The sequence below is a fragment of the Streptomyces sp. NPDC002537 genome, from assembly GCF_053594975.1.
In genome coordinates this window covers 1-25,299 of record NZ_JBSFWT010000098.1, presented here as the reverse complement: position 1 = coordinate 25,299, position 25,299 = coordinate 1, and the positions used below count along the sequence as shown (strand labels likewise).

Genomic DNA, 25,299 nt, shown 5'->3' with positions numbered 1-25,299 from the left:
CGGGACGCGCAGGGGTGGTGCGGGACGTAAAGCGAAGCAGTCCCGCACCACCCCGGAGCGGCACGGCCCCGCACTGTCGTAACGGCGACGAGCCAAAAACCAGCCCGTCCGGCGTTTGAGGACGCGGCCGCAGGCCGCCCCCGCCGCAGGCGGCGAACCGACCCGCACCCAAACGACGGCGAGCGGCGCAGCCAACCCGCAGGCGGCAACGGACCGCACCCAGGGGGGCACCAACCACACGCGTAGCGGCTCGCATACGCTCGGGTAATGACGACTTCGACCCCGCAGGGAAACGCCACCGCACCCACCGCCAACGCCATGCGGCGAGCGCTGCGCCGGGCCCGTGACGGGGTGGCCCTGGACGTCGCCGAGGCCACCGTGCTGCTGCAGGCGAGGGGCGCCGACCTCGACGACCTCTGCGCGTCGGCCGCACGCGTCCGGGACGCCGGGCTGGAGGCCGCCGGGCGCCCCGGCGTCATCACCTACTCGAAGAGCGTCTTCATCCCCCTCACCCGCCTCTGCCGCGACAAGTGCCACTACTGCACCTTCGCCACCGTCCCCGGCAAGCTGCGCCGCGCGGGCCACGGGATGTTCATGTCCCCGGACGAGGTGCTGGCCATCGCCCGCCGCGGTGCCGAACTCGGCTGCAAGGAAGCGCTGATCACGCTCGGCGACAAGCCCGAGGACCGCTGGCCCGAGGCCCGGGAGTGGCTGGAGGCGGAGGGGTACGACGACACGATCGCGTACGTGCGCGCCATCTCGATCCGCATCCTGGAGGAGACGGGGCTGCTGCCGCACCTCAACCCGGGCGTCATGTCGTGGACGGACTTCCAGCGCCTCAAGCCGGTGTCGCCGTCCATGGGACTGATGCTGGAGACCACGTCGCAGCGGCTGTGGAGCGAACCGGGCATGCCGCATCACGGCTCGCCGGACAAGGAGCCCGCGGTCCGCCTGCGCCACCTGGAGGACGCGGGGCGCAGCTCCGTCCCCCTCACCAGCGGGCTGCTGATCGGCATCGGCGAGACGCCCGAGGAGCGCGCGGAGTCGCTGTTCGCGCTGCGCCGCGTGGCCCGTGCCTACCACGGCATCCAGGAACTGATCATTCAGAACTTCCGCGCCAAGTCGGACACTGCGATGCGCCGCATGCCGGACGCGACCCTCGACGACCTGGTCGCCACGGTCGCCGTGGCCCGGCACATCATGGGTCCGTCCGGCTGCCTCCAGGCACCGCCGAACCTGGTGGACGACGAATATGCGCGGCTCATCGGCGCGGGCATCGACGACTGGGGCGGCGTCTCCCCGCTCACCCCGGACCACGTCAACCCCGAGCGCCCCTGGCCGCAGATCGAGGAGCTGGCGGAGAAGTCGGCCGCCGCGGGCTTCCGGCTGAAGGAACGTCTCGCCGTCTACCCCGAGTTCGTCAAGCGCGGCGAACCCTGGCTGGACCCCCGGCTGCTGCCGCACGTCGGCGCGCTGGCCGACCCGGAGACCGGCCTGGCCCGTGAGGACGCCGTGGTCGAGGGCCGCCCCTGGCAGGAGCCCGAGGATGTGTTCGTCGCCACGGGCCGTACGGACCTGCACCGCTCCATCGACGACGAGGGCCGGACCGGCGACCGGCGCGACGACTTCGACGAGGTGTACGGCGACTGGGAGGCGCTCCGCGAGGCCGCCGCCCCCGGCATGGTGCCCGAGCGCATCGACACCGACGTGCGCCAGGCCCTCGGGCAGGCCGCCGACGACCCCACCGGGCTCAGCGACGCCCAGGCGCTCGCCCTCCTGCACGCCGACGGGCCCGCGCTCGACGCGCTGTGCCGCATCGCCGACGAGCTGCGCCGCGCGACGGTCGGCGACGACGTCACGTACATCGTCACCCGCAACATCAACTTCACCAACGTCTGCTACACCGGCTGCCGTTTCTGCGCCTTCGCGCAGCGCCGCACCGACGCCGACGCCTACACCCTGTCGCTGTCCCAGGTCGCCGACCGCGCCCAGCAGGCGTGGGACGTGGGCGCGGTCGAGGTCTGCATGCAGGGCGGCATCCACCCAGACCTGCCGGGCACGGCCTACTTCGACATCGCGCGCGCCGTGAAGGAGCGCGTCCCCGGCATGCACGTGCACGCCTTCTCGCCGATGGAGGTCGTCAACGGCGCGACACGCACCGGGATGTCGATCCGCGAGTGGCTGACCGCCGCCAAGGAGGCCGGCCTCGACACCATCCCCGGCACCGCCGCCGAGATCCTTGACGACGAGGTCCGCTGGGTCCTCACCAAGGGCAAGCTGCCCACCGCGACCTGGATCGAGGTCGTGAGGACCGCGCACGAGCTGGGCATCCGCTCGTCCTCCACGATGATGTACGGGCACGTGGATCAGCCCCGGCACTGGCTCGGGCACTTCCGGCAGCTGTCCCGTATCCAGCAGGAGACGGGCGGCTTCACGGAGTTCGTCACCCTCCCCTTCATCCACACCAATGCCCCCGTCTACCTCGCGGGCATCTCCCGCCCCGGACCGACGATGCGGGACAACCGCGCGGTCACGGCCATGGCGCGGGTGCTTCTCCACCCGCATATCACCAACATCCAGACGAGCTGGGTCAAGTTGGGCGCGGACGGGGCGGCGGAGATGCTGCGGTCCGGGGCGAACGATCTGGGCGGGACGCTGATGGAGGAGACCATCTCCCGCATGGCGGGCTCTTCTTATGGTTCGTACCGGTCTGTCCAGGATCTGGTGGCCATCGCGGAGGCGGCCGGTCGTCCGGCTCGTGCGCGGACGACCGTGTACGGGGAGGTACCGGCCGAACGTCTGGCTGCTGCCGCAGCCTCGGACGGGCATCTGCCGGAACTTTTGCCGGTGCTCGACAGCTGACCTCGGGGTGCGCGCCCCTGACCGCGCTCCGCGCGGTGTCCTCAAACGCCGGACGGGCTGAATTTCGCGGACCGTGGGCTTTGACGTGCGGGCCTGCTGGTTGCGGACTACGGTCAGCGAATCCAGCCCGTCCGGCGTTTGAGGACGCGCCCGCAGGGCGCTCCCGCCGCAGGCGGCCACGGCGGGTCGGCCGGGGGAGTCCGGGGGGACGCACCCCACCGGTTTCGGGAAAGGGCGGGTAGGGGACAAGGCCCGCCGCAGGCGTCACGGTTGCCGTTCTGTTGAAGTGCGTCTACCTCGCCGCGACAGTCCACTGCATAAAGTGACGCCCATGTCTTGGCCTCAGAACCCCCAGCAGCCCCACAATCCCCAGCAGCCCCCACAGCCCCTGGGCGGCGGCGGCTTCGGGGCCGCTCCGGCATGGGAGGCCACGGCCGTCGATCAGCCCGCCGTGAACCCGTCGGCCGCCCCCGGCGTACACGCGCAGCCGACCGTCTTCGCCCAGCCGGTCGTGACCCCGCCGCCGCCCCCGGCGCCCCCGCCGCCGCAGCCGCCGCGGAACAACAAGACCCTCTTCGCCGTCATCGGCGGTGCCGTCGCGCTCGCCGTCCTCGGCGGAGGCGCGTTCTTCCTGCTCAAGGACGACGGCAAGAAGAGCGACGAGGCCAAGAAGGTCATCGCCCCCGACCCGGGGCGGAAGGACGGGAAGGACGTACAGCCGAGCCCGTCGGGCCCGTCGGGCGCGCAGCCCGTGGCCGCCGGGTGGCAGACGCAGACCGCCATGGAGTACGGCTTCCGGTACGACGTCCCCGGCAAGGCGGACAACTGGACCATCCTGCCGCGGGACACGATGACCTCGTACGTCGACGAGGCGGGCAAGCCGCAGATCACCATGCGGGACCCGGCCCACTTCCGCGAGGGCGGCTGCTCCTCGAACGCCAACCCCAACGCCGCTTTCGGTGAAGCGGGCAAGGGCCAGCTCGCGACCGTCGGCACCATGGGCGGCGACACCTCGCTGAGCATTCAGGAGAACGCCCGCAACTGGGCGGGCAACTGGGGCTTCTTCGCGTACGGCGGCAAGGCGCACAAGCCGAAGATCGAGGTGTCCGAGGCCAAGCCGTGGCGGCACAACGGCATCGACGGCTGGACCGCCACGGCCAAGGTCACCGTCACCAACCGCCCGAGCCCCTGCGTGCCGCCCACCGCGATCGTCAAGAGCATCGTGGAGAAGCGGCCGGACGGAAAGTTCCACAGCTGGGTCGTCTACGCGGACCAGGGAGTGCCCGACGCCCTGCCGGAGGCGGAGATCGACAAGATCATGGGAACGGTACGGCCGGTCAAGGGCTGAGAGCCGCGCCGGACGGGCACATAGAGTGCTGGACCAGTCAGACATCGTGACGTGACGCCAGGAGGCCACGACGTGACCACGACCACCGGCGCGACCCCCGCGCTGTGGAGCCGAGCGGAGCAGCAGGACTTCCGCGCCAGGGTGCGCGGCTGCCTGCTCGGCGGGGCGATCGGCGACGCGCTCGGCGCGGGGATCGAGTTCGACTCCCTCGCCGCGATCCGCGCCGCCCACGGCCCGGAGGGCGTCACCGACTACGTACCCGCGTACGGGCGGCGCGGCGCGGTCACCGACGACACCCAGATGACGCTCTTCACCATGGACGGGTTGATACGGGCCCATGTACGGCGGGACACCGGCGCCTGGCACCCGCCGACCGACGTCCACCGCGCGTATCTGCGGTGGGCGGCCACCCAGCGCGACTGGGGTCCCGACGAGCGCGAGCCGGACGCCGGCTGGCTGGCGCGCGAGGAGTGGCTGTACGCGCGCCGCGCGCCCGGCAACGCCTGCCTGTCCGGCCTCGCCGACACCGTGATGGGCACCCTGGAGGCGCCCAAGAACCCCGATTCCAAGGGCTGCGGAGCGGTGATGCGCTCCGCGCCGTTCGGGCTGCTGGTGGGCTGGGAGCCGCAGCTCGTCTTCCAGCTCGCCGCCGAATGCGCCGCGCAGACGCACGGCCACCCCTCGGGCTACCTGGCCGCGGGCGCCTTCGCCGCCATCGTGCACGGCGCGGCACGCGGCGAGGGCCTGGACGGCGCGGTCCAGCGGGCGCTGGCCCTCCTGGTGACCCACCGTGGCCACGAGGAGACCACCGGCGCGCTCCAGCGGGCGCTGGGCGCGGTGCGGCAGGGCCTGCCGACGCCGGAGCGGGTCGCCTCCCTGGGCGAGGGCTGGGTGGCGGAGGAGGCGCTGGCCATGGGCGTCTACTGCGCGCTGGTCGCCGAGGACGTACGGCACGGGCTGCTGCTCGCCGTCAACCACGGTGGGGACTCGGACTCCACCGGCTCCCTGTGCGGGAACCTGCTGGGGGCGCTGCACGGGGAGACGGCGTTGCCCGCGGGATGGGTGGCGGAGCTCGAAGGGCGGTCCACCGTCATCGAGTTGGCGGACGACTTCGCGATGGAGCTGACCCAGGGCCCCACCCTGCACAGCCCGGCGGTGTCGGCCTCCGCCTGGCTGACCCGCTACCCGCGCTAGGACCCGCCTGCCGGAACTCGAACGCCGGGCGGTCCGGTGACATCCGGACCGCCCGGCGTTCGAGTTCGACCCGGTACAAATCAGAAGTCGTACGCGGCATCGGCAACGGTCGACCGGACGAACGCGGACCACGCGTCCGGGGTGAAGCTCAGGGCGGGACGCTGGACGTTCTTGGAGTCGCGGACCGCGATGGTCAGGGTGAGAGGGGAGGCGACCTCCACGCAGTCGCCGTTGGCCAGCGAGTACGAAGACTTACGCCACGCGGTGTTTCCCTGCTGGATCGCCATAACTGCTCCCAAACCTTGGTGAGTTGCCATGAGTATCGCCCCGGACGGAAGCCGCTTTGCCACGCCGGTTTTCCGAGGCACGACCGACGGTACGCGCCAACATCACCTGATGAATGGGCCGTTCACTCGACCGGATGGAAGTTCCTAAAAAGCTCTTCCCTGAATGCCTGTTGCAGGTGTACCTTTCGGCGCTTCCGCGTTGCCGTCTATGTCGCGGACAGTCCCCACTCCTCGCCGACATGCTCGATGAACTGCCGCGAGTGCTCCGCGTTGAGTGCCTGCATTCGCAAATGCTCATACATCACGCTGTACGTCTGGACATCATTCGGCTTCTCCAGGTACAGGTCGCTGGTGATCCCCTCCAGATAGACCGTGCTGGCGTCCTGCGGATCGTTGAACTCGAGGATGCAGAACTTCCCGTACATCCCCGGGTGCGCGCCCACGTCGTACGGCAGCACCTGCACCGTGATGTGCGGCTCCAGGCTGAACTCGACCAGTTTCCGCATCTGTTCCTGCATGATGCTGCGGTTGCCGACGATGCGGCGCAGCGCGGACTCGTCGATGACGGCCCACAGTCGCAGCGGGTTGTCCGGGTCGGTGATCCGCTCCTGCCGGCGCATCCGCACCTGGACGCGGCGCTCGATGTCCGCCGCCGTGGCCTCCGGCCAGGACCCCTCGGTCACGGCGCTCGCGTAGTTGGGCGTCTGCAGCAGCCCCGGGACCAGCGACGCCTCGTACACCCGCAGCGACGCGGCGTCGGTCTCCAGGCCGATGTACACGCTGTAGGGAATGTCGCCGAAGGCGTGCCACCAGCCCTGCTGACGCGACTCCTTCGCCATCTGCATCAGCGAATCGACGATCCGGTGGTCCTCGACCCCGTACACCCCGCACAGGTCACGGACGTCGCGCTGGCTGATGCTGCGCCGCCCGTTCTCCAGTCGACTGATCTTCGACTGCGAGACGAGTAGCCGCTCGGCCACTTCCTCGGCGGTCATGCCCTTGAGTTCGCGGAGCTTGCGCAGCTCCTGCCCCAAGCGGCGTCGCCTAACGGTGGGATTGACACTGGACGCCACGGGACGCACCTCCGGCTCCGTCATGCTCTGTCTCCTGACCTCGCAGCCTGCCACCACTGGCCGGGGCGGCGCTGGAAAATGCCGACACAGAGTCCCCCGACGACGGCCCGCCACAAGGGCTTTGACGTGCGGCGGCGCGGTGCACGGGCAGATGCGCGCGCGGGGCGGCGGGCCGCACCGCCATCCCGGGCGGCAGGCCCACCACCCCGCGCGACTCCGCGGCTCCCGAACCGGCCCGGAGGACTGTGGTGCGGACGGTGGAGCTGATGGAGCTGAGGGTGTGCTGAAGCTGTGCTCAAAGGTGCGCTCAAGATGTGCTCAAGGTGGTGGCACCGTGGGTCGTAACGAGGGTGGTGCCGGGGGTGTTACGGCTTTAACGATTCACCGGCTGGGGGACCGGTTCATGAGACGCCCGCACGGGCCATCACAGCTGTCCCGTGCGCCACTTGCTGAGCGGAGGCCCCGGAAGGTTCCACGGTGGCCGGGGTGCGGACGGACGCCCCTCGGCGCCCCGCTCCACCGCCGGCCGTGGCCGGTGCCCGCCGCGGCTGCGCCGCGACGCCGTTCTGCACGTCCATCACGGCGTGCGCCACGAGCCCGCCCATGGGGTCGTGCCTGATCAGATCCCGGAGCCTGGAGCGGGACGACCGCCCCTCGTTCCCCGGGTAGAGGTGCTTGCCGAGGCCCACCGCGTGGGCCAGCGCGGCCAGCGCCGCGGTCCGCGGGTCCGGCGGGACGCCGGTGCGGATCGCGCTGTCCAGCCGGGCCCTGATCTCCCGGCTGATGGCCGTGTCCGTCGCCTGATAGCGCGTCGTCGGCAGTACCCCGCACATCTGGCCCGCCACGGCATGCACCATGCCGCACCGCTCCAGGTGCGTGAGATACGTCTGGCGCAGCCCCAGCCGGGGCCCGCCGATCCAGTGGACCGCCCGTACCGGGCTGCCGCGGCGACGCAGCAGTTCCAGCGCGGAGTCCAGCGTCGGATCTCCGGTCGGCCGTGGCATCACCACGGCGATACGATCCCCGTCCGGGGCTATCCGTCCGGCCAGAGCCAGCTCCACGAGCTGCGCCCCGGCGAGACCCAGATCGAGCGACTGCGGCTGCGCCGTGGTTCCCGTGGCCGGGTCCAAAGCGAGCAGCAGAAGCTCCTCCGGAATTGTTCTGCGGCTCCTGCCCATCCATGCCTCCCCGCGTGGATGAGTGACAGGGTGACCCCTCTCACATTGGTCTGTCGAGAGCGCGTGGTGGCTTCGGGTGGGAACCGGTAGGTATGTCGTCTCGTCTAGCACGTGGGTGAGGCCAGTCGAAGCCCTTTGACGGTGCGGTTGCGCGGTGGCGTGGCGACGACAAAGGACACTGGTAAGCGTTGTGAAGGTTCGGCAGTGGGACGCTGGGCGTCCCGCCGCGGCGTATGGCGTGGGAATTCGAGGAGGCATCGGTGGCGGGCGAGTCCCCCGACAAGTCGGAGCAGCGGAAGTCGTCGGGGGAGACGACTGGCGGCGAGCGTGATCCGCGCCTGGGGGTTTTCCGGGAATCGGAAAAGCCGGGGCGCGCTGACGCGCGGTCATCGGAATCGGGGTCCCGGGAAGAGAGTGCGTCTGCGCCTGACGGCGCGGGTGCGTCTGCGCCTGACGGCGCGGATGCCGGGACCGATGCGGGCAAGGCCGCCGTGCGCGGCGGCGACGCGCGTCTGAAGGCTGTGGTGGCGGCCTGGGTCGCCGACGCGGAGACCGCTGCCGCGGAGGGTGACGACGAGGGTGCCGGTTCCGCTTCCGCGGAGAGTGCCGCCGATGGGTCCGGTGCCGCTGGGTCCGCTGCCACGGACGGTGCCACGGACGGATCCGGTGCTGCCGGGAAGTCCGGTGCCGATCGGGCTACGACGGTGTTCGGTGCGGTGAAGCCCGAGGTTGAGGGTGGTGCCAAGGCTGACGGTGCTGGTGCCGCTGCTCGGGAGAAGGCTGCCAACGGGTCCGGTGCGGTGAAGCCGAAGGCCGAGGCCGGTGCGGACGGTGCTGCCGGTGAGCCGGAGGCCGACGGTGGTGCTGACGTTGCTGCGGAGAAGGCTGCCAACGGCGGTAAGCCGGGTGCCGATCGGGCCACTGCCGTGTTCGGTGCCGTGAAGCCCAAGGCCGAGGACGGTTCCGGTGACGCTGGCGCGAAGCCGGGTTCCGCCGCTGCGGAGAAGGCCGCCGACGGGTCCACCAACGGGAAGCCGGGCGCCGACCGGGCCACCACCGTTTTTGGTGCCGTGAAGCCGAAGGCTGAGGAGGGCTCGAAGTCCGCTGCCGGGAACGGCTCCGGTGCGGACCGGGCGACTGCCGTGTTCGGTGCCGTGAAGCCGAAGGCCGAGGGGGACGCGAAGCCCGCCGCCGGGAACGGCTCTGGTGATGGTGCTGATGAGGCCGCTGACGGGGCCGGTGCGGACCGGGCCACCGCCGTCTTCGGTGCGGTGAGGCCCAAGGCCGGAGAGGGCTCGAAGTCCGGCGCTGGTGCTGACGAGGCCGGTGCGGACCGGGCGACCGCCTTCTTCGGTGCGGTGAAGCCGAAGGTCGAGGGGGACGCGAAGCCCGCCGCCGGGAACGGCTCCAAGGGTGCCGGGAAGCCGGGTGCCGTCGACCAGGCCACCGCCGTCTTCGGTGCCGTGAAGCCCAAGGACGGTGCAGGCAAGGCCGACGATCAGCCCACCGCGCTGATCAAGGCGCCGAAGGCGCCTGACGCGCCTGAGGCCGAGTCCGACTCCGAGCGGACCAGCCAGTTCGTGCCGTTGAAGTCGCTGGACGGCGCGTCCGCGAAGCCCGTCGACAAGCCGGCCATACCCGTCTCGGTCACCCCGCCCGCGGGCACGCCGAAGGCGAAGAAGACGGCGCCCAAGCCCACAGCCCCCGCGGCACCCGCAGCCCCCGCGGCACCCGCGGCACCCGAGGCACCCAAGCCCGCGCAGCAACCCGCCGCGCCGCTTGACCTGCTCGCGCAGCTGACGAACACGCCGCCGCCCCCGCCGACCCCGGTCCGCAGCACGCTGCGCCGGGTGAAGATCTACACGCCGATCGTGGCGCTGCTGGCGATCATCTTCTGCGTGGTGCAGGCGTTCCGCCCGCTGCCCTCCCCGAAGCTGATGTCGGCGGAGGGGAAGGCCGCGTACACCTTCCAGGGCGACAGGTTCGCCATGCCGTGGCCCGACCAGGGCCAGGCCGCCGCCAAGGTCGCCGGGGTCGGCAGCCTGGGCACGTACGGCGAGGAGAAGCCCACGCCGACCGCGAGCGTCGCCAAGGTGATGACCGCCTACGTGATCCTCAAGGACCACCCGCTCAAGAAGGGCGAGAAGGGTCCCGACATCCCGGTCGACGCGCAGGCGGAGCAGGACTCGCACGCCAAGGACGAGTCCCTGGTGACCTTGAAGCAGGGCGAGAAGGTCTCGGAGTACGACCTGCTCCAGATGCTGCTCATCCCCTCCGGCAACAACGCCGCCCGCCTGCTGGCCCGCTGGGACACCCAGTCCCAGTCCCAGGAGGCGTTCGTCGCGAAGATGAACGAGGCGGCCAAGTCGCTGGGCATGTCCAACACGACCTACACCGACCCCAGCGGTCTGAACGAGACGACCAAGAGCACGGCCGTCGACCAGCTCAAGCTGGCCGAGGAGGTCATGAAGGACGACGTCTTCCGCGAGATCGTGCGCAAGCCCAACACCAACGTCGCCGGTGGTCAGCACCTCAACAACAACAACGACGAGCTGCTGCTCAGGCCGTACGGCCTCGGCATCAAGACGGGTTCGTCCACCCCGGCCGGCGGCACGCTGATGTGGGCCGCCAAGCGGACCATCGACGGCAAGGAGCAGCTGATCCTCGGCGTCACGATGGACCAGCACTACAAGGGCGGCCTCGACGTCAACGCCGAGATGAGCCTGAAGCTGGTCAAGAAGGTCAGCTACAAGATGATCGAGGACGTGCAGTCCGCGCTGACCTCGGCGAAGCTCGTCAGCAAGGGCGAGGTCGTCGGCTATGTCGACGACGGCCTGGGCGGGAAGGCGCCGGTCGTCGCGACCCGCGACCTCAAGGGCGTGGGCTGGCCCGGCATGGAGGCGAAGCTCTCCCTCGGCAAGAAGGACGCCAAGGCCGTGCCGCACACCGCGAAGGCGGGCACCGAGGTCGGCGAGCTGACCGTCGGCGAGGGCGCGAGCGCCCAGAAGGTGCCGGTGGCCCTGCAGAAGGACCTGGCCGAGCCCGGCTTCGGGGCGAAGCTGACCCGCCTCGGCTGAGCGGGACGGCGCGGGCTCCTGGTCCGTACGAGTGCGTACGGGCCAGGAGCGTCCCCCGGCGTCCCGGGGCCCGCGCGCGAGGCGTGCTAGCGTCGCGAGGGTTTGCGCACGGCCCGGACGGCGGTGCCCGCTATCCGTGGAAACCGGGACAGCGTGAAGATGGGGGAAGACCTCGGGGGAGACGGGGAGAGCCGCAGTGACCACCGTGGGGCCGGCGCGTGCCGGGAAACCCGAGGAGCCGGGCAGGAAGCCCGGGGACGTCCCCTCCCGGATACGAGTACCCGCTCCGCCGCCGCGCGGCGGCCTGGGCGAGCGCTGGGCCCGCGTGTCCCGCGTGCTCCAGCAGCGGCCCGTCCTGACCACCCTGGGTGCGGCCGCGGTGCTGCACCTGCTGTGGGTGTGGCTCTTCGCCAACAGCGGCGGCGACCTCGCCGCCCAGGACGCCTGGGCGGAGTTCGCGCTCCAGCACCCGTCCTCGGCGTACAACCTGTCCTGGTACGGCGGGATGCACCCCGTCTCGTACAGCGCGATCTCGCCCTATCTGATGGCGCAGCTCGGCGTCCGGCCGACGATGATGATCGCGCAGACGCTCTCCGCCGGGCTGATCGCCCTGCTGCTGGTGCGCAGCCGCGTCGTGCGGCGGCCCCTGTGGCCCGCCCTCTACGGCGCGGTGGCGCTGACCTGCAACGCGATCTCGGGGCGGGTGACGTTCGGGCTCGGCATGATGTTCGGCCTCGCCGCCGTGGCCGTGATCTTCGCCTGGCCTGCGCGGTGGCGCGCCGAGGGCAGGTACCGGTGGGGCCGGGCCGCGCTCGCCGGGGCGGCCGCCGCGCTGGCGACCGCGTCGAGCCCCGTCGCGGGCCTCTACGTGGGCTTCGTGGCGGCCGCGCTGTGGCTGGGCAGGCGCCGCCCGGCGGCCTACGCGCTGGGGCTGCCCCCGGTCGCGGTGATCGCCCTGTCGGCGTGGCTGTTCCCCTTCTCCGGGCAGCAGCCGATGTTCTTCCCCTCGACGATCCTGCCGCTGCTCAGCGGGGTCTTCGGGGTGGTCTTCGTCCCCAAGGCGTGGCGCACCGTCCGCACCGTGTCGGCGCTCTACATCCTCGCCGTGCTGCTGGTCTGGCTGATCCCCTCGCAGATCGGCACGAACATCTCCCGGCTCGGCATGGTCTTCGGCGGGGTCGTGCTGGTGGCCGTGCTCACGGAGCGGAAGGTTCCGCCGCGTGCCGAGCTGCTGCGCACGGCCCGCGACTGGACCGCGCTCGTCCTCGCCGTGCTGACCTGCACCATCTGGCAGGCCGCCAGCGCGATCGGCGACATCCTGCACACCACGCCCGCCGCGTCCTGGGCGCGTGAGCTGGCGCCCCTGGTCGACCGGTTGCAGAAGCTGGACGCCGAGAAGGGCCGCGTCGAGGTCGTGCCCGCCCGCAGCCATCGCGAGGCGTCGGCCCTGGCCCCGTACGTCAACCTGGCCCGCGGCTGGAACCGGCAGGCCGACCGCGAGCGCAACCCGCTCTTCTACGAGCCCGGCCTGCTCGACCCCTCCAGCTACCGCGCCTGGCTGGACCGCTGGGCGGTGCACTACGTGGTGCTGCCCAAGGGCGAGCCCGACCCCGCGGCCAAGGAAGAGGCCAAGCTGGTCGTCAAGGGCCAGCCGTACCTGCGCGAGGCGTGGTCGGACGACAACTGGCGGGTCTACCGGGTCGAGGCGCCGACCCCGCTGGCCGACCCGCCCGCGGTCGTGGAGAAGGTGGAGGCCAACGAGGTCACCATCACGGTGCGGACCGCGGGCCCGGTGCTGATCCGCATCCCGTACTCGCCGTGGCTGAGCGTCGTCGACCAGGACGGCAAGGCCGTGCAGCCGCCCAAGCCCGGCCCGAACGGCGAGCCGCCGGTCAACGTCAACGGCTGCCTCACCAAGCAGGTGCAGGAGGCGCGGGGCGTCCAGCCGGAGGACGACTGGACGATGCTGCACGCCCCGCACCCCGGGACGTACCGGATCGCGTCCCCGTACAAGCTGCCGCGCGGCACGGGCTGCCCGGTCGACCTGGCCCCCTAGCCGTCAGGAGCAGGCGCCCTGCTGCCGCGGGGCCAGCTGGGCGCGCACCGTCTCCAGGTCGCGCAGCACCGATGTGAGCCTGTCCGGGCCCGGCGCGCTCAGGTAGTCCAGCACGCCGTGCTGGAAGGCGAACCGCATCCGCGGCGGCATCGAGTCCGAGGCGTCCAGACAGAGAACGCTCGCGCCGCGCAGCTCCCGGTCGATGTGCGCGTTGAGGGTCTCCGCGGCGCCGAAGGCGCGTTGCTCCCGGACGGGGGCGAAGGGGAAGAAGGGGCGGAAGGGGTTGTCGGCCCGGTAGCCGCGGTCGGTGGACCCGCCCGGGTCGGCCCATGTCCGCTGGGCGTCCGGCGTGGTGAGGAACGCCAGCAGCTCCCGGGCGGCCGGGCTGTCGCGGAAGAGCGCCGCGTAGTCCGCCGAGACCTCGCGCGCGGTGGAGTGCCGGTCCACGTCGGGGAGCAGCGCGGGCGAGGGCGTGAAGTCGGGCTTCCGGCCCTCGGGGTAGCCGCTGCGGACGAACGTGCCCTGGTGCTCCAGCGCGCAGGCGGCGCCCTGGTGGAAGAGCCCGTCGCGGTAGTCCTTCGAGAGCGCGTCCTTCGCGGGCCCGGCGGTGAAGATGCCGCCGAAGGTCCGCCACGCCCTGGTCATCGCGTCCGAGTCCCACGGCAGGCTGCCGTCGGCCAGCCGCTCGTACGCGTCCTTGCCGCTCTGCTGGAGCAGGATGTCCTCGATCCAGTCGGTGCCCGGCCAGCCGACGGTGTCGTCGCCGCCCATGCCCGCGCACCAGTGGGCGCCGTCGCGGGCGAGGGCGGCCGGGTCCTCGGGCGGGGCGGCGGCGTCGTACCAGGCGATGCTCTTCAGCTCGGCCTTGACCGCGACGGCGTAGACGTGGCCGTCCGCCTGGAACGCCCACTTCGGCCCGTACGTGGTCCGGACGGTCCGGGGCAGGACGGTGTCGAGCGGTTTCAGCCCGTTCGTGGCGGCGTAGTCGGCGACTTCGCCACTGCTGGGCAGGATGGCGAGGTCGGGGGCGGTGGCGGTGCGCCGGCGGGCGAGGAGGACCTCGCGCAGGGCGGTGGTGCCCTGGTAGTCGACGCTGATCCCGGGATGGCGCCGCTCGAACGCGTCCAGGACCTTCCGGAACCGCTGCTGCTCCTGGTCGGACCAGGAGGCGAGCACGGTGATCCGGCTCTGCTGCCGGTCCCGGTACTCGACGTAGCCGAGGGACCCCAGCGCGACCAGCCAGGCGGCGAGCACGGCGGCGATGACCTGGTGGGCGCGGTTGCCCACCAGCGCGCCCAGCCGGCTCTTCGCGGGCCCGGCCGGGGCGAGGTGCCGGAAGCGGTACTCGTCGAGGCGCGGCTGGAGCCCGATGAGGATCAGCGCGGCGACGACCACGGCGGTCAGCACGATCCAGGTCGTGGCCCCGGCGCGCCAGTGGGCGCCGGACATGTGGCCCCGCACCCAGGTGAGGGTGCCGTCGTCGATCCCGTGGCCCTTCCTGTCGTGCTCGATCCGCGCGGCCGCCGAGCGCAGCCGGTCCTGGATCTGCACGGCGAGGACGGTGAGGGTCGGCACCAGCGCGGCCACCAGCAGTGTGCCCGCGGCCAGGCCGGGGTTGACGCGGCGGCGGAACCGGCGGCGCAGCACGATCTGGGTCTCGGCCAGCAGCACCAGCAGGGCGACGCCGAGGACGAGGGCCCCGGCCCAGGCGAGGGCCGGCGGCCAGTCGAACGACACCTCCTGGTCCAGTACCCGGCGCTGGCGGGTCTGGACGTCTTCGAGGCGGGCGTGGATGCCGCTGCCGGGACGCCACAGCATCGAGCGGGCGTTGGCGAGGTAGGCGTCCCGCAGGGGCTCGTCGGTGGCGTTGCGGGCGGCCTGCTGGACGAGGTAGCTGTACGAGGAGACGAGGGCGGAGACCGTGCTCAGGGTCTGCCGTCCCTCCTCGCCCGCGACGGTGTTCGCGGTGGCCTTCGCCAGGGCCTGGACGGCGGAGGTGAGCTCCGCCCGGTACCCCTCGCCCGGTCCCTCGACCGGGCCCGCCCGGCCGGTGACGCTCGTCCGGGCGTCGTCGAACGACGTCTTCAGCGAGGCGTCCGCGACCGCGACGGCGACGATGGCAGGGGCCGTACGGTCGGTCACCTCGGGGGAGTTGCGGCTGACGCCGTAGTAGGCGGCCAGCAGCGCGGCGCAGGCGAGGGCGGTCGTGGTGAGGAGGGCGGCCAGGCGCCGTATGAGGCCGCGGCGGATGGTCATGCGGAGGGCGCCGGGGGGAAGGGGTGCTTGCACAGGGTGCAGACCTTGGCGTCGGCCGGCGAGCGCCGCGCGCAGCCCGGACGCGCGCACACCCTGTCCGGGGCGTCCGGCGGCGGGGGGAGCGGGGCGGATTCGGCCCACTGGGTGCTGTGGTTGTCCATGACCAGGGCCGCGTTGAGGTCACCCGTGGACACCCCGGGCCGCACCTCGACCTCGCCCCGCCGCTCGTCGACGACGTTCACCAGGCGCCCCAGGCGGCGCAGCATCTTCTTGTCGCCCAGCTCGTGCGCCAGCCGCACCGCCCGCCCCCACGCGTCCCCCGCGGCGGTGCGGTCGCCCCGCTCGTACGCCTCGCACCCGGCGGTGACGGCCCTGCCGAGCTCCGCGTGCCCGTCGTAGTGGGCGACGCGCGGGTGGATCCGGGTGGACAGGGCGCGGTCCTCGGTCCAGTGGACCAGCAGGGGGCAGGGGCCGGGCAGGGCCACGGGCACGGCCGCCGCCCCCTGGCCGCCGGTCACCAGGGTCACGGTGGCCAGCTGGAGATCCTCGCCCCGGGGGTCGTCGGACGGATCGGCGGTGACGCAGAGGTGGAAGTCGCGGGCCTCGTCGCCCCAGGCGCCGGTGGGGAACTCCCAGCTGCGCTCACCGGTCCGCACGCCCTCCGCGGTGAGGTCCAGCTCGGTGGGGAAGACCTGTTTGACGAAGCGGATCTCGCCGCCGACGCGGTGGGTGACCCGGATGCGTACGTCCGGCAGGGCCTTCGCCATGGCGCTGGTCATCATCGTCCGGAACTCCGCCTCCAGGTCGGAGTGCTCCTCGACGGCGTCGGCCACGCCGTGCAACCGGTCGGCGATCGCGCGGAGTTCGGTGGCCGCCCACTCGTCGCCGATGCCCCGCGCGTCACAGGTGAACCGGCCCGCGCACGCGGACAGGACGCGCTCCAGCTCGCCCGGCCGGTCGTGCTCGTTGCGGCCGTCGGTCAGCAGCAGGGTGTGCCGGATCGGGGTGTCCTGCGCGGCGAGGAGGTCGGCGGCGCAGTCCAGCCAGGAGGCGATCGCGGTGCCGCCCGCGGCGATCAGACCGGCCGCGACATGGGCGGCGTCGGCGCGGGAATCGGGCCCGGCGACGGCCATCCGGGCCGCCCGGGGGTAGATCACGCGGGCCTGGTCGGTGCCCTCGACGAGCGCGAAGCGGGTGCCGTCCCGCAGCACGTCGACGGCCGCGGCCGCCGCCCGCCGGGCCGCCGCGATCTTGGTGCTGGGCCAGTTCATCGAGCCGGAGCAGTCGATGACGATGACCTCGGCGGCGGCGGCCCGCCCGGCGAGCCGCCCCAGCCCGTCGGCCTCCACGGTGAGGATCGCGTGCGCCGGTACGCTGCCGGAGCCCGCCGGGAGGTATTTGTTCTGCCCCAACTCCGCCGCCATCCGGGCGGTTTGCATTCTTCCGTTGCCATTGACGCGGTCCATCTCTTCCCCTCGTCAGACGCGGGTCAGGGGACGGACGCGGTTGGCCAGGTCGACCAGGGCGCCGAGGCCGTCCGGGGTGCGGGCCTGCTGGGCGAGGCCGCGCAGCTTCTGTTCGAGCCGGGTGCGGACGGTGAACTCCTCGTCGGCCGTGCCGAAGAGGGGGCCGCCCGCCCGCTCGGCGGCGGGCGCCGTCCGGACCCGGTCCAGGGCGACGCCGAGGAGCTCCGCCTCCAGCCGGTCCCGGGCCGGGCCCGCCCCGTGGCCCTCGTCGAGGTGCAGCCCCGGCAGCCGCGCCAGCGCCTCGGCGAGGTCGGCCAGGCTCGGCAGGCCCCGCGCACCGTCGTCCCCGGCGGCCGGCAGCCGCCCGGCGAGAATCCGTACGCACGCGGTGCGGGCCGCGTCGTAGTGCCGGGAGACCTCCGGCACCCCGTCCAGCAGTGCCACGGCGCCCCTGCGGTCACCGGCGGCGAGCCGCAGCCGGGCGAGGCCGAACGCGGCACTGCCCTGGGACCGGTTGCGCTGCCAGACCGCCTGGTAGTAGCGCTCGGCAGCGGCCGTGTCGCCGCGGTGCTCGGCGCAGTAGCCGAGGGCCAGCTTCGGCGCGTACTCGCCCGGCAGATCGGCGTAGACCCGGTCGAACTCCGGTTCTGCGGCGACCGGTTCGCGGCGGGCCAGGTGCAGCAGGCCGCGGTGCCAGCTCAACCGCCAGTCGTACGGCGCGAGATCGGCCACCGCGCCACGGGCCGCCGCCAGCCGCTCCGCCGCCGCGTCGAGCTCGCCCAGCTCCAGATGGGCCCGGCACTGCCGGAGCGGGATCTCCACCGAGCGCTGCCCGAACGCGTACAGCTGCTGGATCAGCCTGCGGGGACCACTGGCCGTCGGCTGCCCGAGCAGCGCCGCGGCGGGGTCGCCCGGGTCCGGGTACGGCACCGGCAGGACCAGCGGCACCCGGTCGGGCTCGGGCAGCCCGGCGTCCAGCACCGGCCCCCGCCCGCCCGTCAGCCAGCGCTCCAGCGGCGGTACGCGGCCCAGCGAGGCGTCCAGCAGGGCCGCCGTCGGCGCGAACAGCGTGGAGGGCTCGGGGTGTTCGGCCCCGGTGCGCAGCGCCCGGATCTCCCGCAGCACGCCGCGCAGCTGCTCCGCCATGTCCGCGGCGGAGGCGTAGCGGCTCTCCCGGCACTCGGCGGTGGCGCGGGCGACGGCCCGCTCGTAGGACTCGCCGCCCAGGCCCGGCGGGCGGTCGTCGGAGGACGCCTCGTCGGACAGGGCCCGCAGGGTCATCCCCACGCTGAACAGGTCCGACCGCGGCGACAGTCCGACGGCCCCGTCGCGCTCGACCTCGGGTGCGGTGAAGCCGCGCGCGCCCAGGAGCGTGCCGCCGCGCTCACCGAGCCGGCGGACCGCGCCGAGATCGATGAGCTTCACCCGGTCCTCGTGGTGCATCACGTTGTTCGGCTTGAGGTCGCAGTAGACCAGGCCCTGGCGGTGGAGGTAGCCGAGCGCGTCGAGGACGCGGCAGCCGTACGCGAGGACGTGCTCGAAGACGCGCGGCTCGCCGAACGGGCCCTCCCTGCGCGCTATCCGGTCCTTGACCTGGGACAGCTGCATGCCGCTCACATACTCCATGACGATGTAGCCCGTGCGCCCGGCGTCGTCCGCCGCGCCCCGGTCCGGGTGGGTCACGTAGTTGATGATGCGGACGATGCCGGGGTGGTCGAAGCGGGTGAGGTAGCGCTTCTCCTCGCCCGCGAGCTGGAGGGCGGTGGGGTCGCCGGTGTGGATGAGGCCCTTGAGGGCGACGGGGTGGTCCTCCAGCCGGGTGTCGTGGGCGAGGTAGACCCAGCCCAGGCCGCCGTTGGCGAGGCAGCCCACGACGCGGTACTGCCCGCCCACGAGGTCGCCCGGGGCGAGGCGCGGGGTGAAGTCGAAGGCGTGCCCGCATTCGGGGCAGTAGCCGGTGGCGAGCGCGGGCTGGTCCTTGTACGGACGGCCGACCTTTTCGGTGCACCCCTTGTAGCCGCAGGTCTTGCCGCCCTCCGGGACCTGCGGGTTCTCGACGACGAGCGCCTCGGGGGACGGTGTGCGGACGAAGGGCAGGTCGAGGAGGCCGTCGCCCGCGGGCGCGACGCTGAAGAGCCGGTCGGTGGCGAGCTGACGCCGCCTGCCGGCGGTGGGCGGACTCTCGACGCCGGCCAGCCGCCGCCCGGTGACGTGGCAGAACCCGGTGCCGTCGACGGAACAGCCCTCGCAGTCGGGGCGCTCGCAGTCGGGTGGTCCGGGCCGGGTCGTCATGGCCGTCCGCCTCCTCGGGGGCGTGCGGCCCCTGCGGGGCGTTCGGCGGGCCGCTGGCTGTCGGTGTGTTCGTGCGGCGTGTTCTTGGTCATCGGTGCCTGCCTTCTCGGGGGTGTGCGGTCGCGGAGGGGTGCTTGCTGTCGGTGTGCTTGTGCGGCGTGTGCCTGGTCATCGGCGCCTGCCTCCTCCGGGGCGCGCGGTCTTGGAGTGGCGTCGGCTGTCGGTGTGTTCGTGCGGCTTCTGCTCGGTCATCGGTGTCCGCCTTCTCGGGAGGCGCGGTTTCGGCGGGCCGCTCGCCGTCGGCGAGTTCGCGTGGCGTCCGTCGGGTCATGCGCGCTCGCCTCCTCGGGGGCGGTGGGTGTGCCGCCGTACGGTCTCCGCGAAGCGCTCCACGGCCCCTTCGGCCTCGGCGAGTTCGCACGGGGCCTGGTAGAGGAGGTTGTGGGCGGCGCGGTAGAGCGGGGCCGCGGCCCGCTCCTCCTCCAGGCTGCGGGCCGCGAGCAGGGCGAAGAACGCCTCCAGCCGGCCGCGCAGTTCGTCGCGGCGCGCGATGCCCGCCTCGGCGCCGCCGATCGCCTCCTCGACCCGTAGCAGCCCCGACGCCACGGCACTTTCGAACGCGGCGAGCTTCGGCAGGAAGCGGGCGCTGCCCAGCTCCGGGTCGCCGCGCAGCGTCGTCAGGTCCAGCCGCAGCCCGGCCGCCTCCTGCGGCACGGACCGTACGGGCGCGACCAGGGCGGCCTTGTCGTACGCGGTGCGCTCCAGGCGGGCGATGTGCTCGATGCGGTCGTGGACCCGGTCGAGTCGCACGGTGATCTCGTCCTTGCTGGGGTCGGACATCCTCTGCGCCAGCTCCAGGCTCTGCGAGTCGGGGGTGCGGAACACGAGCAGCAGGCGGGCGCCGCGGGCGGCGAGGAGGTCCGTGAACTCCACGAGCGCGACGGGGTCCGCGGCGTAGTCGACGCCCTCCGCGACGATCGTGAGCGGCACGGTGCGGACGCCGGCGAACAGGCCCACCGCGGACTTCCCCTCGCCGGCCCGCAGTCCGAGCCGGTCGGCGACCCGCGCGGCGAAGCGCGCGACGGTCTCGCCGGACACGTCGAGTGCCAGGTCGACGCTGCCGATGGGCGGTACGGAGTCCTCGGCGGCGTGACCGTTCACGGGGCCGTTCACAGGGCCGTTCGCGGGGCCGTTCACGGTGCGGGGCAGGCGCGCGCCGGGGGGCCGGGTGCCCGCGCGGGGGGCCGGGACGCGCGGGGCGCTCCGGGGCCTGGCCTCCACCGTGAGCTGGCGGCCCGCCAGCGCGACCGCCCGGCTCAGGGCGGCGGCACGGTCCGGCTGGCCCTTCCTGATGACGACCGCCTCGACGTCGCGCGTGCCGCTCGCGCCGCGGAACCAGCGGGTCAGCCAGCGGGTGAACTCCCGGTCGCGCGGCTCCTCCAGGGGGCAGCGCACGGGCGGGAGGTCGTTCGGGGACGGGCCGTCGAACCGGGGCTTGAGCGCGGGGAGGTACTCCGCCACGGTCTCGATCGGGATCATGTACGAGAGGTGCAGTTTGAGGCCGCCGGGCGCCCCCGAGGTCGTGTCGTCGTAGCGGCTGACGACCATGCCCAGCACGTGCCGCGTCTCCATGTCGGTGACGCCCGCGCCGCTGAACCCGGGCCGCACCGCGTGCTCCGGCCGCACCGGATCGAGCTGCACCCACTCGCCGCTCGGGCCCGCGATCGTGGCGGCGAGGTAGAGCCCGTTGCTGAGCGGCCAGCCCGCGGGGAAGCCGCACATCCGCACGGCCCGCCCGAACGACGGTGCCACCCGGTGCAGCGGCGCCGTGTGCGCGGGCTCCTGGGGTTCGGCGAGCGTCAGCAGTGCCACGTCGCCCGTGGCGTCCGCGCGCTCCGACACCCAGCAGCCCTCGGCGACCCTGGCCCGCACGGGCACGCTCCCGGGTACGCCGACGAACTCCGCGAGCACCTCCTCGGCGGGCTCCGGGCCGCCGTCCCAGGGGATGACATGGGCGCACGTCAGCACGGTGTCGGCGCTCACCAGGATGCCGGCGCCCAGCGTCTGGCCGTCGGGCGTGGAAATGCGCACCCGCCAAGGCTCCTCGAACACAAGGCCGTTGACGGGGGCCTCGAGCTCCTCCCCCATGGGCGCAGAGCATACGCGCGACCCGGCCGTAAGTGACCCCTTGTGACCCAGAGGTCACCGTTCTGTGTGGTCCCGGTCCGGACCTGCGCCCGCGTACGTGGGGCGCGCGAGGCGGCGCGAGCGCCGGGCCGGGGACCGCTCGCGGGGCGCCTCCGGGTTCACCCGTTCGCCACGTCCGGACCCGGCTTTCCCGGTAGTCACGCGGTCACCCCTGGTGACCTGCCGTTACGCCTTCCGGGCGGTGCGGCGGGACGGTCCGGGGGCGGCCGTTCTGATGCGCTGTCAGGGTGCGGCGGCGCCGGAACGCCGCTTCGCTCGGCTCATAGGAGCGCGGAACTCCCCACTCCGTTCGGTGGCACAGACACGTGCCGCGTCCGCGTTCTCGGAGGACAAGCATGCGTACTGCACGAGTGCTCACCGGGGCCGTCCTGTCCGTGGCGGCCCTCGGACTGGCGGGCGCCCCCGCGCTCGCCGGGGACTTCGGGAAACTGGAGGTCACCCCCAGCCCTGCACAGCCCGGCACCCTGGTCACGGTGACCACCACCGCCTGCGGCGCCAACGGCACGGGATCGGGTGACGCCAGCGCCGTCGGCGGCCCGGCCTCGTTCCCGCTGAGATCGGCCATGAACAAGGAGGACGCCTCCGGCCAGTTCACGGTCCCGGCCAAGGCCAGATCGGGCACCTACGGAATCGGTATCAAGTGCAACGGTGGCAAGGAAGCCACGGGCGACCTGGTCGTCGGCAGTGGCAGCGGCAGTGGCAGCGGTAGCGGCAGTAGCAGCAGCGGTGGTGGCAGCAGTGCCGCGCCGAGCATGAGCACCGGAATGGCGAAGCCCCCCAAGGGCGGCATGAAGACCGGTGTCGGCTCCACGAGCGAGAACTCGGGCCTGACGGAGATCATGGCCGGTGCGGCGGTACTGGCGACGGCCGCGGCGGGCGGTACGTGGTTCCTGCGCAGGCGCGGCGGAGGCGGCCGGGCCTGACGGGTTCTCTTCCCCGAATCCGGGCGGCGGAGCCCCGGGCCCCCGACAACCGGGATTCCGCCCCCGGACCCCGGTATGCGCACGCGGCCGGTAAGGGACCGGGCAGGGCCGGGGAAGCGCGACCCGAGGCGCGGTGGAGGACCCGATGGGCAACACACGGCGGACCCGCCACGCCCGCGCGCGCGTCAGCCACGCGGAGCGCGCCAGGGAGGCCAGTACCGCCCGCAGGCAGCCCGCGGGGGCGCGGAGCGCACGCCACCACCCCGCCGTGGCCACCGTCCTCGCCCTCGCGCTGTGCACCGGCAGCTGGCTCATCCAGCACGGCGCGAGCGCCCAGGGCCCGCCCCCGCAGCCCTCCGCGGCCGAGGCATTCCCCGCGTCCTCGCCCGGTTGGCCCGTCCCCCGCACCGGCCCCGACGTGCCACCGCTGCCGCCCTCCCCGCCGACCCGGCTCCGCATCCCCGAGATCCAGGTCGACGCCCCGATGAGAGCCCTGGACCTGCTGCCGGACGGCAGTCTCGCCAGCCCGCCGGACGACGACCGCAACCTCGCCGGCTGGTACGCGGGCGGTACCGTGCCCGGGTCCCGCGGCACCGCGGTCGTCGCCGGGCACGTCGACACGGCCGTCGGCCCCGCCGTCTTCTACAGCCTGGGCGCCCTGAAGAAGGGCCACGCCGTGGAGGTGGCCCGTGCCGACGGCCGCACCGCCGTCTTCACGATCGACGCGATCGAGGTCTACAGCAGCGCGGACTTCCCGTCACAGAAGGTCTACGGGCCGTCCGGGCGCGCCGAGTTGAGGGTGATCACCTGCGGCGGCGGCTTCGACACGGACGCCCACGCCTATCTGGGGAACGTCGTCGTCTACGCCCACCTCGCGTTCGTACGGCAGGGTGCCTGAGCTCCTTCCGGGACCCGGATCAGGCCGGGTCGGGCGCGGGCTCCGCCGGCAGGCCCTCCGCCAGCAGGTCGAGGATCTGCTGCCCGTACTTCTCCAGCTTGCTCTCGCCGACACCGCCCACCGTCGCCAGCTCCTCCAGCGAGGACGGCGCCACGGTCGCGATCTCCCGCAGCGTCGCGTCGTGGAAGATCACATACGCGGGCAGGCCCAGCTCCCGCGCGGTGGCCGCCCGCCACGCCCGCAGATGCTCGAAGACCGGCACCGCCTCCGCCGGGAGGTCGACGGCCGCGGCGGCCCGCTTGCCCGAGCCCGACGACTTGGCGGCGCTCTTCGCGGCGCGCGCCGGCTTCTCGGGCTCGCGCCGCAGCCGCACCTCGCGCTGTCTGCCCAGCACCTCCGCGCTGGCGTCGGTGAGGACCAGCGTGCCGTACTCGCCCTCGACCGCCAGCAGTCCCTGCGCCAGCAACTGCCGCACCACGCCCCGCCATTCGGCGACACTCAGCTCCGTGCCGATGCCGAAGACCGTCAGCTGGTCGTGGTCGTGCTGGATGACCTTCGCGGTCTTCTTGCCCAACAGGATGTCGATGATCTGGCCCGCCCCGAACTTCTGCCGCCGCTCCCGCGCCAGCCGCAGCACCGCGGAGAGGAACTTCTGCGCGGCGATTGTGCCGTCCCACGTCTCGGCGGGCGTCAGGCACGTGTCGCAGTTGCCGCAGGACGCGCTCGACTGGCCGAAATACGCCAGCAGTTGGACCCGGCGGCACTCCACCGTCTCGCACAGCGCCAGCATCGCGTCGAGGTGCGCGCCCAGGCGGCGGCGGTGCGCCTCGTCACCCTCCGAGCCGTCGATCATCTTGCGCTGCTGGACCACGTCCTGCAGTCCGTACGCCAGCCAGGCCGTGGACGGCAGGCCGTCGCGCCCGGCGCGGCCCGTCTCCTGGTAGTAGCCCTCGACCGACTTCGGCAGGTCGAGGTGGGCGACGAAGCGGACGTCCGGCTTGTCGATGCCCATGCCGAACGCGATCGTGGCCACCACGACCACGCCGTCCTCCCGCAGGAAGCGCGCCTGGTTCGCGGCGCGCGTCGCCGCGTCGAGCCCCGCGTGGTACGGCAGGGCGTCGACCCCGTGCGCCACCAGGAAGTCGGCGGTGTCCTCCACGCCCCTGCGGGACAGGCAGTAGACGACGCCCGCGTCGCCCTCGTGCTCGGTGCGCAGCAGCTCCAGCAGCTGCTTCTTCGGGTCGTTCTTCGGGGCGATGCGGTACTGGATGTTGGGCCGGTCGAAGCTCGCGACGAAGTGCCGGGCGTCCTGGAGCTTGAGCCGCCCCGCGATCTCGGTGTGCGTCGCCTCCGTGGCCGTCGCGGTCAGCGCGATGCGCGGCACGTCCGGCCAGCGCTCGTGGAGCTGGGACAGCGCCAGGTAATCCGGCCGGAAGTCGTGGCCCCACTGCGCCACGCAGTGCGCCTCGTCGATCGCGAACAGCGAGATCTTGCCCCGCTCCAGCAGCCGCAGCGTCGCCTCCACCCGCAGCCGCTCGGGCGCCAGGTAGAGCAGATCCAGCTCGCCCGAGAGGAACTCCGCCTCGACCATCCGGCGCTCGTCCAGATCCTGCGTCGAATTCAGGAACCCCGCGCGCACGCCGAGCGCCCGCAGCGCGTCGACCTGGTCCTGCATGAGCGCGATCAACGGCGAGATCACGATGCCCACGCCCGGCCGCACCAGCGCCGGAATCTGGTAGCACAGCGACTTCCCGCCACCCGTCGGCATCAGCACCAGCGCGTCGCCGCCCGCGACGACGTGCTCGATGATCTGCTCCTGATCCCCTCTGAACGCGTCATACCCGAAGACACGCTGAAGACAGCCGAGCGCTTCACTGGGACCGGCGGGGTGGGGGGGCTGGGTGGGGTGGGCCATTTTTGCAGTCTACGAGGGTTCGCTTACCCGAATGGGTGATGTGGATAAGTCCGGGCACCCCCGGGCCCTGGCTGCGAGCCGGTACGCCGCCTGCGGCGGGCTTGTTCCCCACCCCGCCCCTTCCCGAACCGGGGCTGCGCCCCGGACCCCGCAACACGGCTTCGCCGCGTTGTCCTCAAGCGCCGGACGGGCTGAATTTCGCGGACCGTAGTCCGTACACTGCGGGCCCGCAGGCTCAAGGCCACGGTCCGCACATTCAGCCCGTC

The 25,299-nt window shown here is 72.9% G+C and carries 15 protein-coding genes; 7 read left to right on the top strand and 8 right to left on the bottom strand.

All coding sequences use genetic code 11. The features are described 5' to 3' along the window. Positions 1-267 precede the first annotated feature (267 nt). The 3 genes from ACWD4A_RS30600 (at position 268) to ACWD4A_RS30590 (ending at position 5,404) form a co-directional block, all read left to right on the top strand. Positions 268-2,862 carry a bifunctional FO biosynthesis protein CofGH gene (locus ACWD4A_RS30600; RefSeq protein ID WP_451198919.1) on the top strand — a complete coding sequence of 865 codons (2,595 nt, stop codon included), beginning with the start codon at positions 268-270 and terminating at the stop codon, positions 2,860-2,862. A gap of 331 nt (positions 2,863-3,193) precedes the next feature. Next, the gene (locus tag ACWD4A_RS30595) at positions 3,194-4,210 is read left to right on the top strand and encodes a hypothetical protein (RefSeq protein ID WP_451198916.1); all 1,017 of its coding nucleotides are present in this window, start codon (positions 3,194-3,196) and stop codon (positions 4,208-4,210) included. 72 nt (positions 4,211-4,282) lie between these two features. Next, on the top strand, positions 4,283-5,404 hold the full coding sequence (locus ACWD4A_RS30590) for an ADP-ribosylglycohydrolase family protein (protein ID WP_451198913.1): 1,122 nt from the start codon (positions 4,283-4,285) through the stop codon (positions 5,402-5,404). 80 nt (positions 5,405-5,484) lie between these two features. Here ACWD4A_RS30590 and ACWD4A_RS30585 read toward each other — a convergent pair whose 3' ends face one another. The 3 genes from ACWD4A_RS30585 to ACWD4A_RS30575 form a co-directional block, all read right to left on the bottom strand. Further along, on the bottom strand, positions 5,485-5,691 hold the full coding sequence (locus tag ACWD4A_RS30585; protein ID WP_451198911.1) for a DUF397 domain-containing protein: 207 nt from the start codon (positions 5,689-5,691) through the stop codon (positions 5,485-5,487). Between the two features lie 206 nt (positions 5,692-5,897). Beyond that, positions 5,898-6,764, bottom strand: a complete 867-nt coding sequence (locus tag ACWD4A_RS30580; protein ID WP_451198921.1) for a helix-turn-helix domain-containing protein — start codon at positions 6,762-6,764, stop codon at positions 5,898-5,900. A gap of 401 nt (positions 6,765-7,165) precedes the next feature. Then, entirely contained in the window at positions 7,166-7,942 is a 777-nt protein-coding gene (locus tag ACWD4A_RS30575) for a GOLPH3/VPS74 family protein (RefSeq protein WP_451198908.1), read from the bottom strand. Between the two features lie 938 nt (positions 7,943-8,880). Between ACWD4A_RS30575 and ACWD4A_RS30570 the strand changes: the two genes are divergently transcribed. Continuing rightward, complete coding sequence (locus tag ACWD4A_RS30570; protein WP_451198905.1) at positions 8,881-11,019, top strand: serine hydrolase; 2,139 nt, start codon at positions 8,881-8,883, stop codon at positions 11,017-11,019. Between the two features lie 196 nt (positions 11,020-11,215). Beyond that, positions 11,216-13,075: an MFS transporter gene (locus tag ACWD4A_RS30565; protein WP_451198903.1), complete on the top strand. Its 1,860-nt coding sequence runs from the start codon at positions 11,216-11,218 to the stop codon at positions 13,073-13,075. A 3-nt stretch (positions 13,076-13,078) separates the two neighbouring features. Here ACWD4A_RS30565 and ACWD4A_RS30560 read toward each other — a convergent pair whose 3' ends face one another. From ACWD4A_RS30560 to ACWD4A_RS30545, 4 genes are all read right to left on the bottom strand, one after another. Beyond that, on the bottom strand, positions 13,079-15,331 hold the full coding sequence (locus tag ACWD4A_RS30560; RefSeq protein ID WP_451198901.1) for an ABC transporter substrate-binding protein: 2,253 nt from the start codon (positions 15,329-15,331) through the stop codon (positions 13,079-13,081). Then, a complete protein-coding gene (locus tag ACWD4A_RS30555) occupies positions 15,328-16,797 on the bottom strand; it encodes a VWA domain-containing protein (protein ID WP_451198898.1) in 1,470 nt (489 codons plus the stop codon). Before ACWD4A_RS30555 ends, ACWD4A_RS30560 begins: the two co-directional genes overlap by 4 nt. A 12-nt stretch (positions 16,798-16,809) precedes the next feature. Beyond that, positions 16,810-19,089, bottom strand: a complete 2,280-nt coding sequence (locus tag ACWD4A_RS30550; protein ID WP_451198895.1) for a tetratricopeptide repeat protein — start codon at positions 19,087-19,089, stop codon at positions 16,810-16,812. A gap of 327 nt (positions 19,090-19,416) precedes the next feature. Then, positions 19,417-21,237, bottom strand: coding sequence for a trypsin-like serine peptidase (locus ACWD4A_RS30545; RefSeq protein ID WP_451198892.1), 1,821 nt, complete (start codon positions 21,235-21,237; stop codon positions 19,417-19,419). Positions 21,238-21,632: 395 nt separating this feature from the next. On the opposite strand from ACWD4A_RS30545, the gene ACWD4A_RS30540 reads away from it, so the two are divergent. Then, positions 21,633-22,220 carry a hypothetical protein gene (locus ACWD4A_RS30540; protein ID WP_451198889.1) on the top strand — a complete coding sequence of 196 codons (588 nt, stop codon included), beginning with the start codon at positions 21,633-21,635 and terminating at the stop codon, positions 22,218-22,220. A gap of 145 nt (positions 22,221-22,365) precedes the next feature. Further along, complete coding sequence (locus ACWD4A_RS30535; protein ID WP_451198887.1) at positions 22,366-23,118, top strand: class F sortase; 753 nt, start codon at positions 22,366-22,368, stop codon at positions 23,116-23,118. A gap of 19 nt (positions 23,119-23,137) precedes the next feature. On the opposite strand, the gene recQ is transcribed toward ACWD4A_RS30535, so the two are convergent. Then, positions 23,138-25,033 carry a DNA helicase RecQ gene (gene recQ, locus ACWD4A_RS30530; protein ID WP_451198884.1) on the bottom strand — a complete coding sequence of 632 codons (1,896 nt, stop codon included), beginning with the start codon at positions 25,031-25,033 and terminating at the stop codon, positions 23,138-23,140. Positions 25,034-25,299: the final 266 nt, after the last annotated feature.

What these genes read in the sequence shown, in the direction of transcription:
- ACWD4A_RS30585 (WP_451198911.1), bottom strand. Translation starts at nt 5,691, where the DNA reads ATGGCGATCCAGCAGGGAAACACCGCGTGGCGTAAGTCTTCGTACTCG.
- recQ (WP_451198884.1), bottom strand. Translation starts at nt 25,033, where the DNA reads ATGGCCCACCCCACCCAGCCCCCCCACCCCGCCGGTCCCAGTGAAGCG.
- ACWD4A_RS30560 (WP_451198901.1), bottom strand. Translation starts at nt 15,331, where the DNA reads ATGACCATCCGCCGCGGCCTCATACGGCGCCTGGCCGCCCTCCTCACC.
- ACWD4A_RS30555 (WP_451198898.1), bottom strand. Translation starts at nt 16,797, where the DNA reads ATGGACCGCGTCAATGGCAACGGAAGAATGCAAACCGCCCGGATGGCG.
- ACWD4A_RS30550 (WP_451198895.1), bottom strand. Translation starts at nt 19,089, where the DNA reads ATGACGACCCGGCCCGGACCACCCGACTGCGAGCGCCCCGACTGCGAG.
- ACWD4A_RS30545 (WP_451198892.1), bottom strand. Translation starts at nt 21,237, where the DNA reads ATGGGGGAGGAGCTCGAGGCCCCCGTCAACGGCCTTGTGTTCGAGGAG.
- ACWD4A_RS30575 (WP_451198908.1), bottom strand. Translation starts at nt 7,942, where the DNA reads ATGGGCAGGAGCCGCAGAACAATTCCGGAGGAGCTTCTGCTGCTCGCT.
- ACWD4A_RS30600 (WP_451198919.1), top strand. Translation starts at nt 268, where the DNA reads ATGACGACTTCGACCCCGCAGGGAAACGCCACCGCACCCACCGCCAAC.
- ACWD4A_RS30535 (WP_451198887.1), top strand. Translation starts at nt 22,366, where the DNA reads ATGGGCAACACACGGCGGACCCGCCACGCCCGCGCGCGCGTCAGCCAC.
- ACWD4A_RS30595 (WP_451198916.1), top strand. Translation starts at nt 3,194, where the DNA reads ATGTCTTGGCCTCAGAACCCCCAGCAGCCCCACAATCCCCAGCAGCCC.
- ACWD4A_RS30540 (WP_451198889.1), top strand. Translation starts at nt 21,633, where the DNA reads ATGCGTACTGCACGAGTGCTCACCGGGGCCGTCCTGTCCGTGGCGGCC.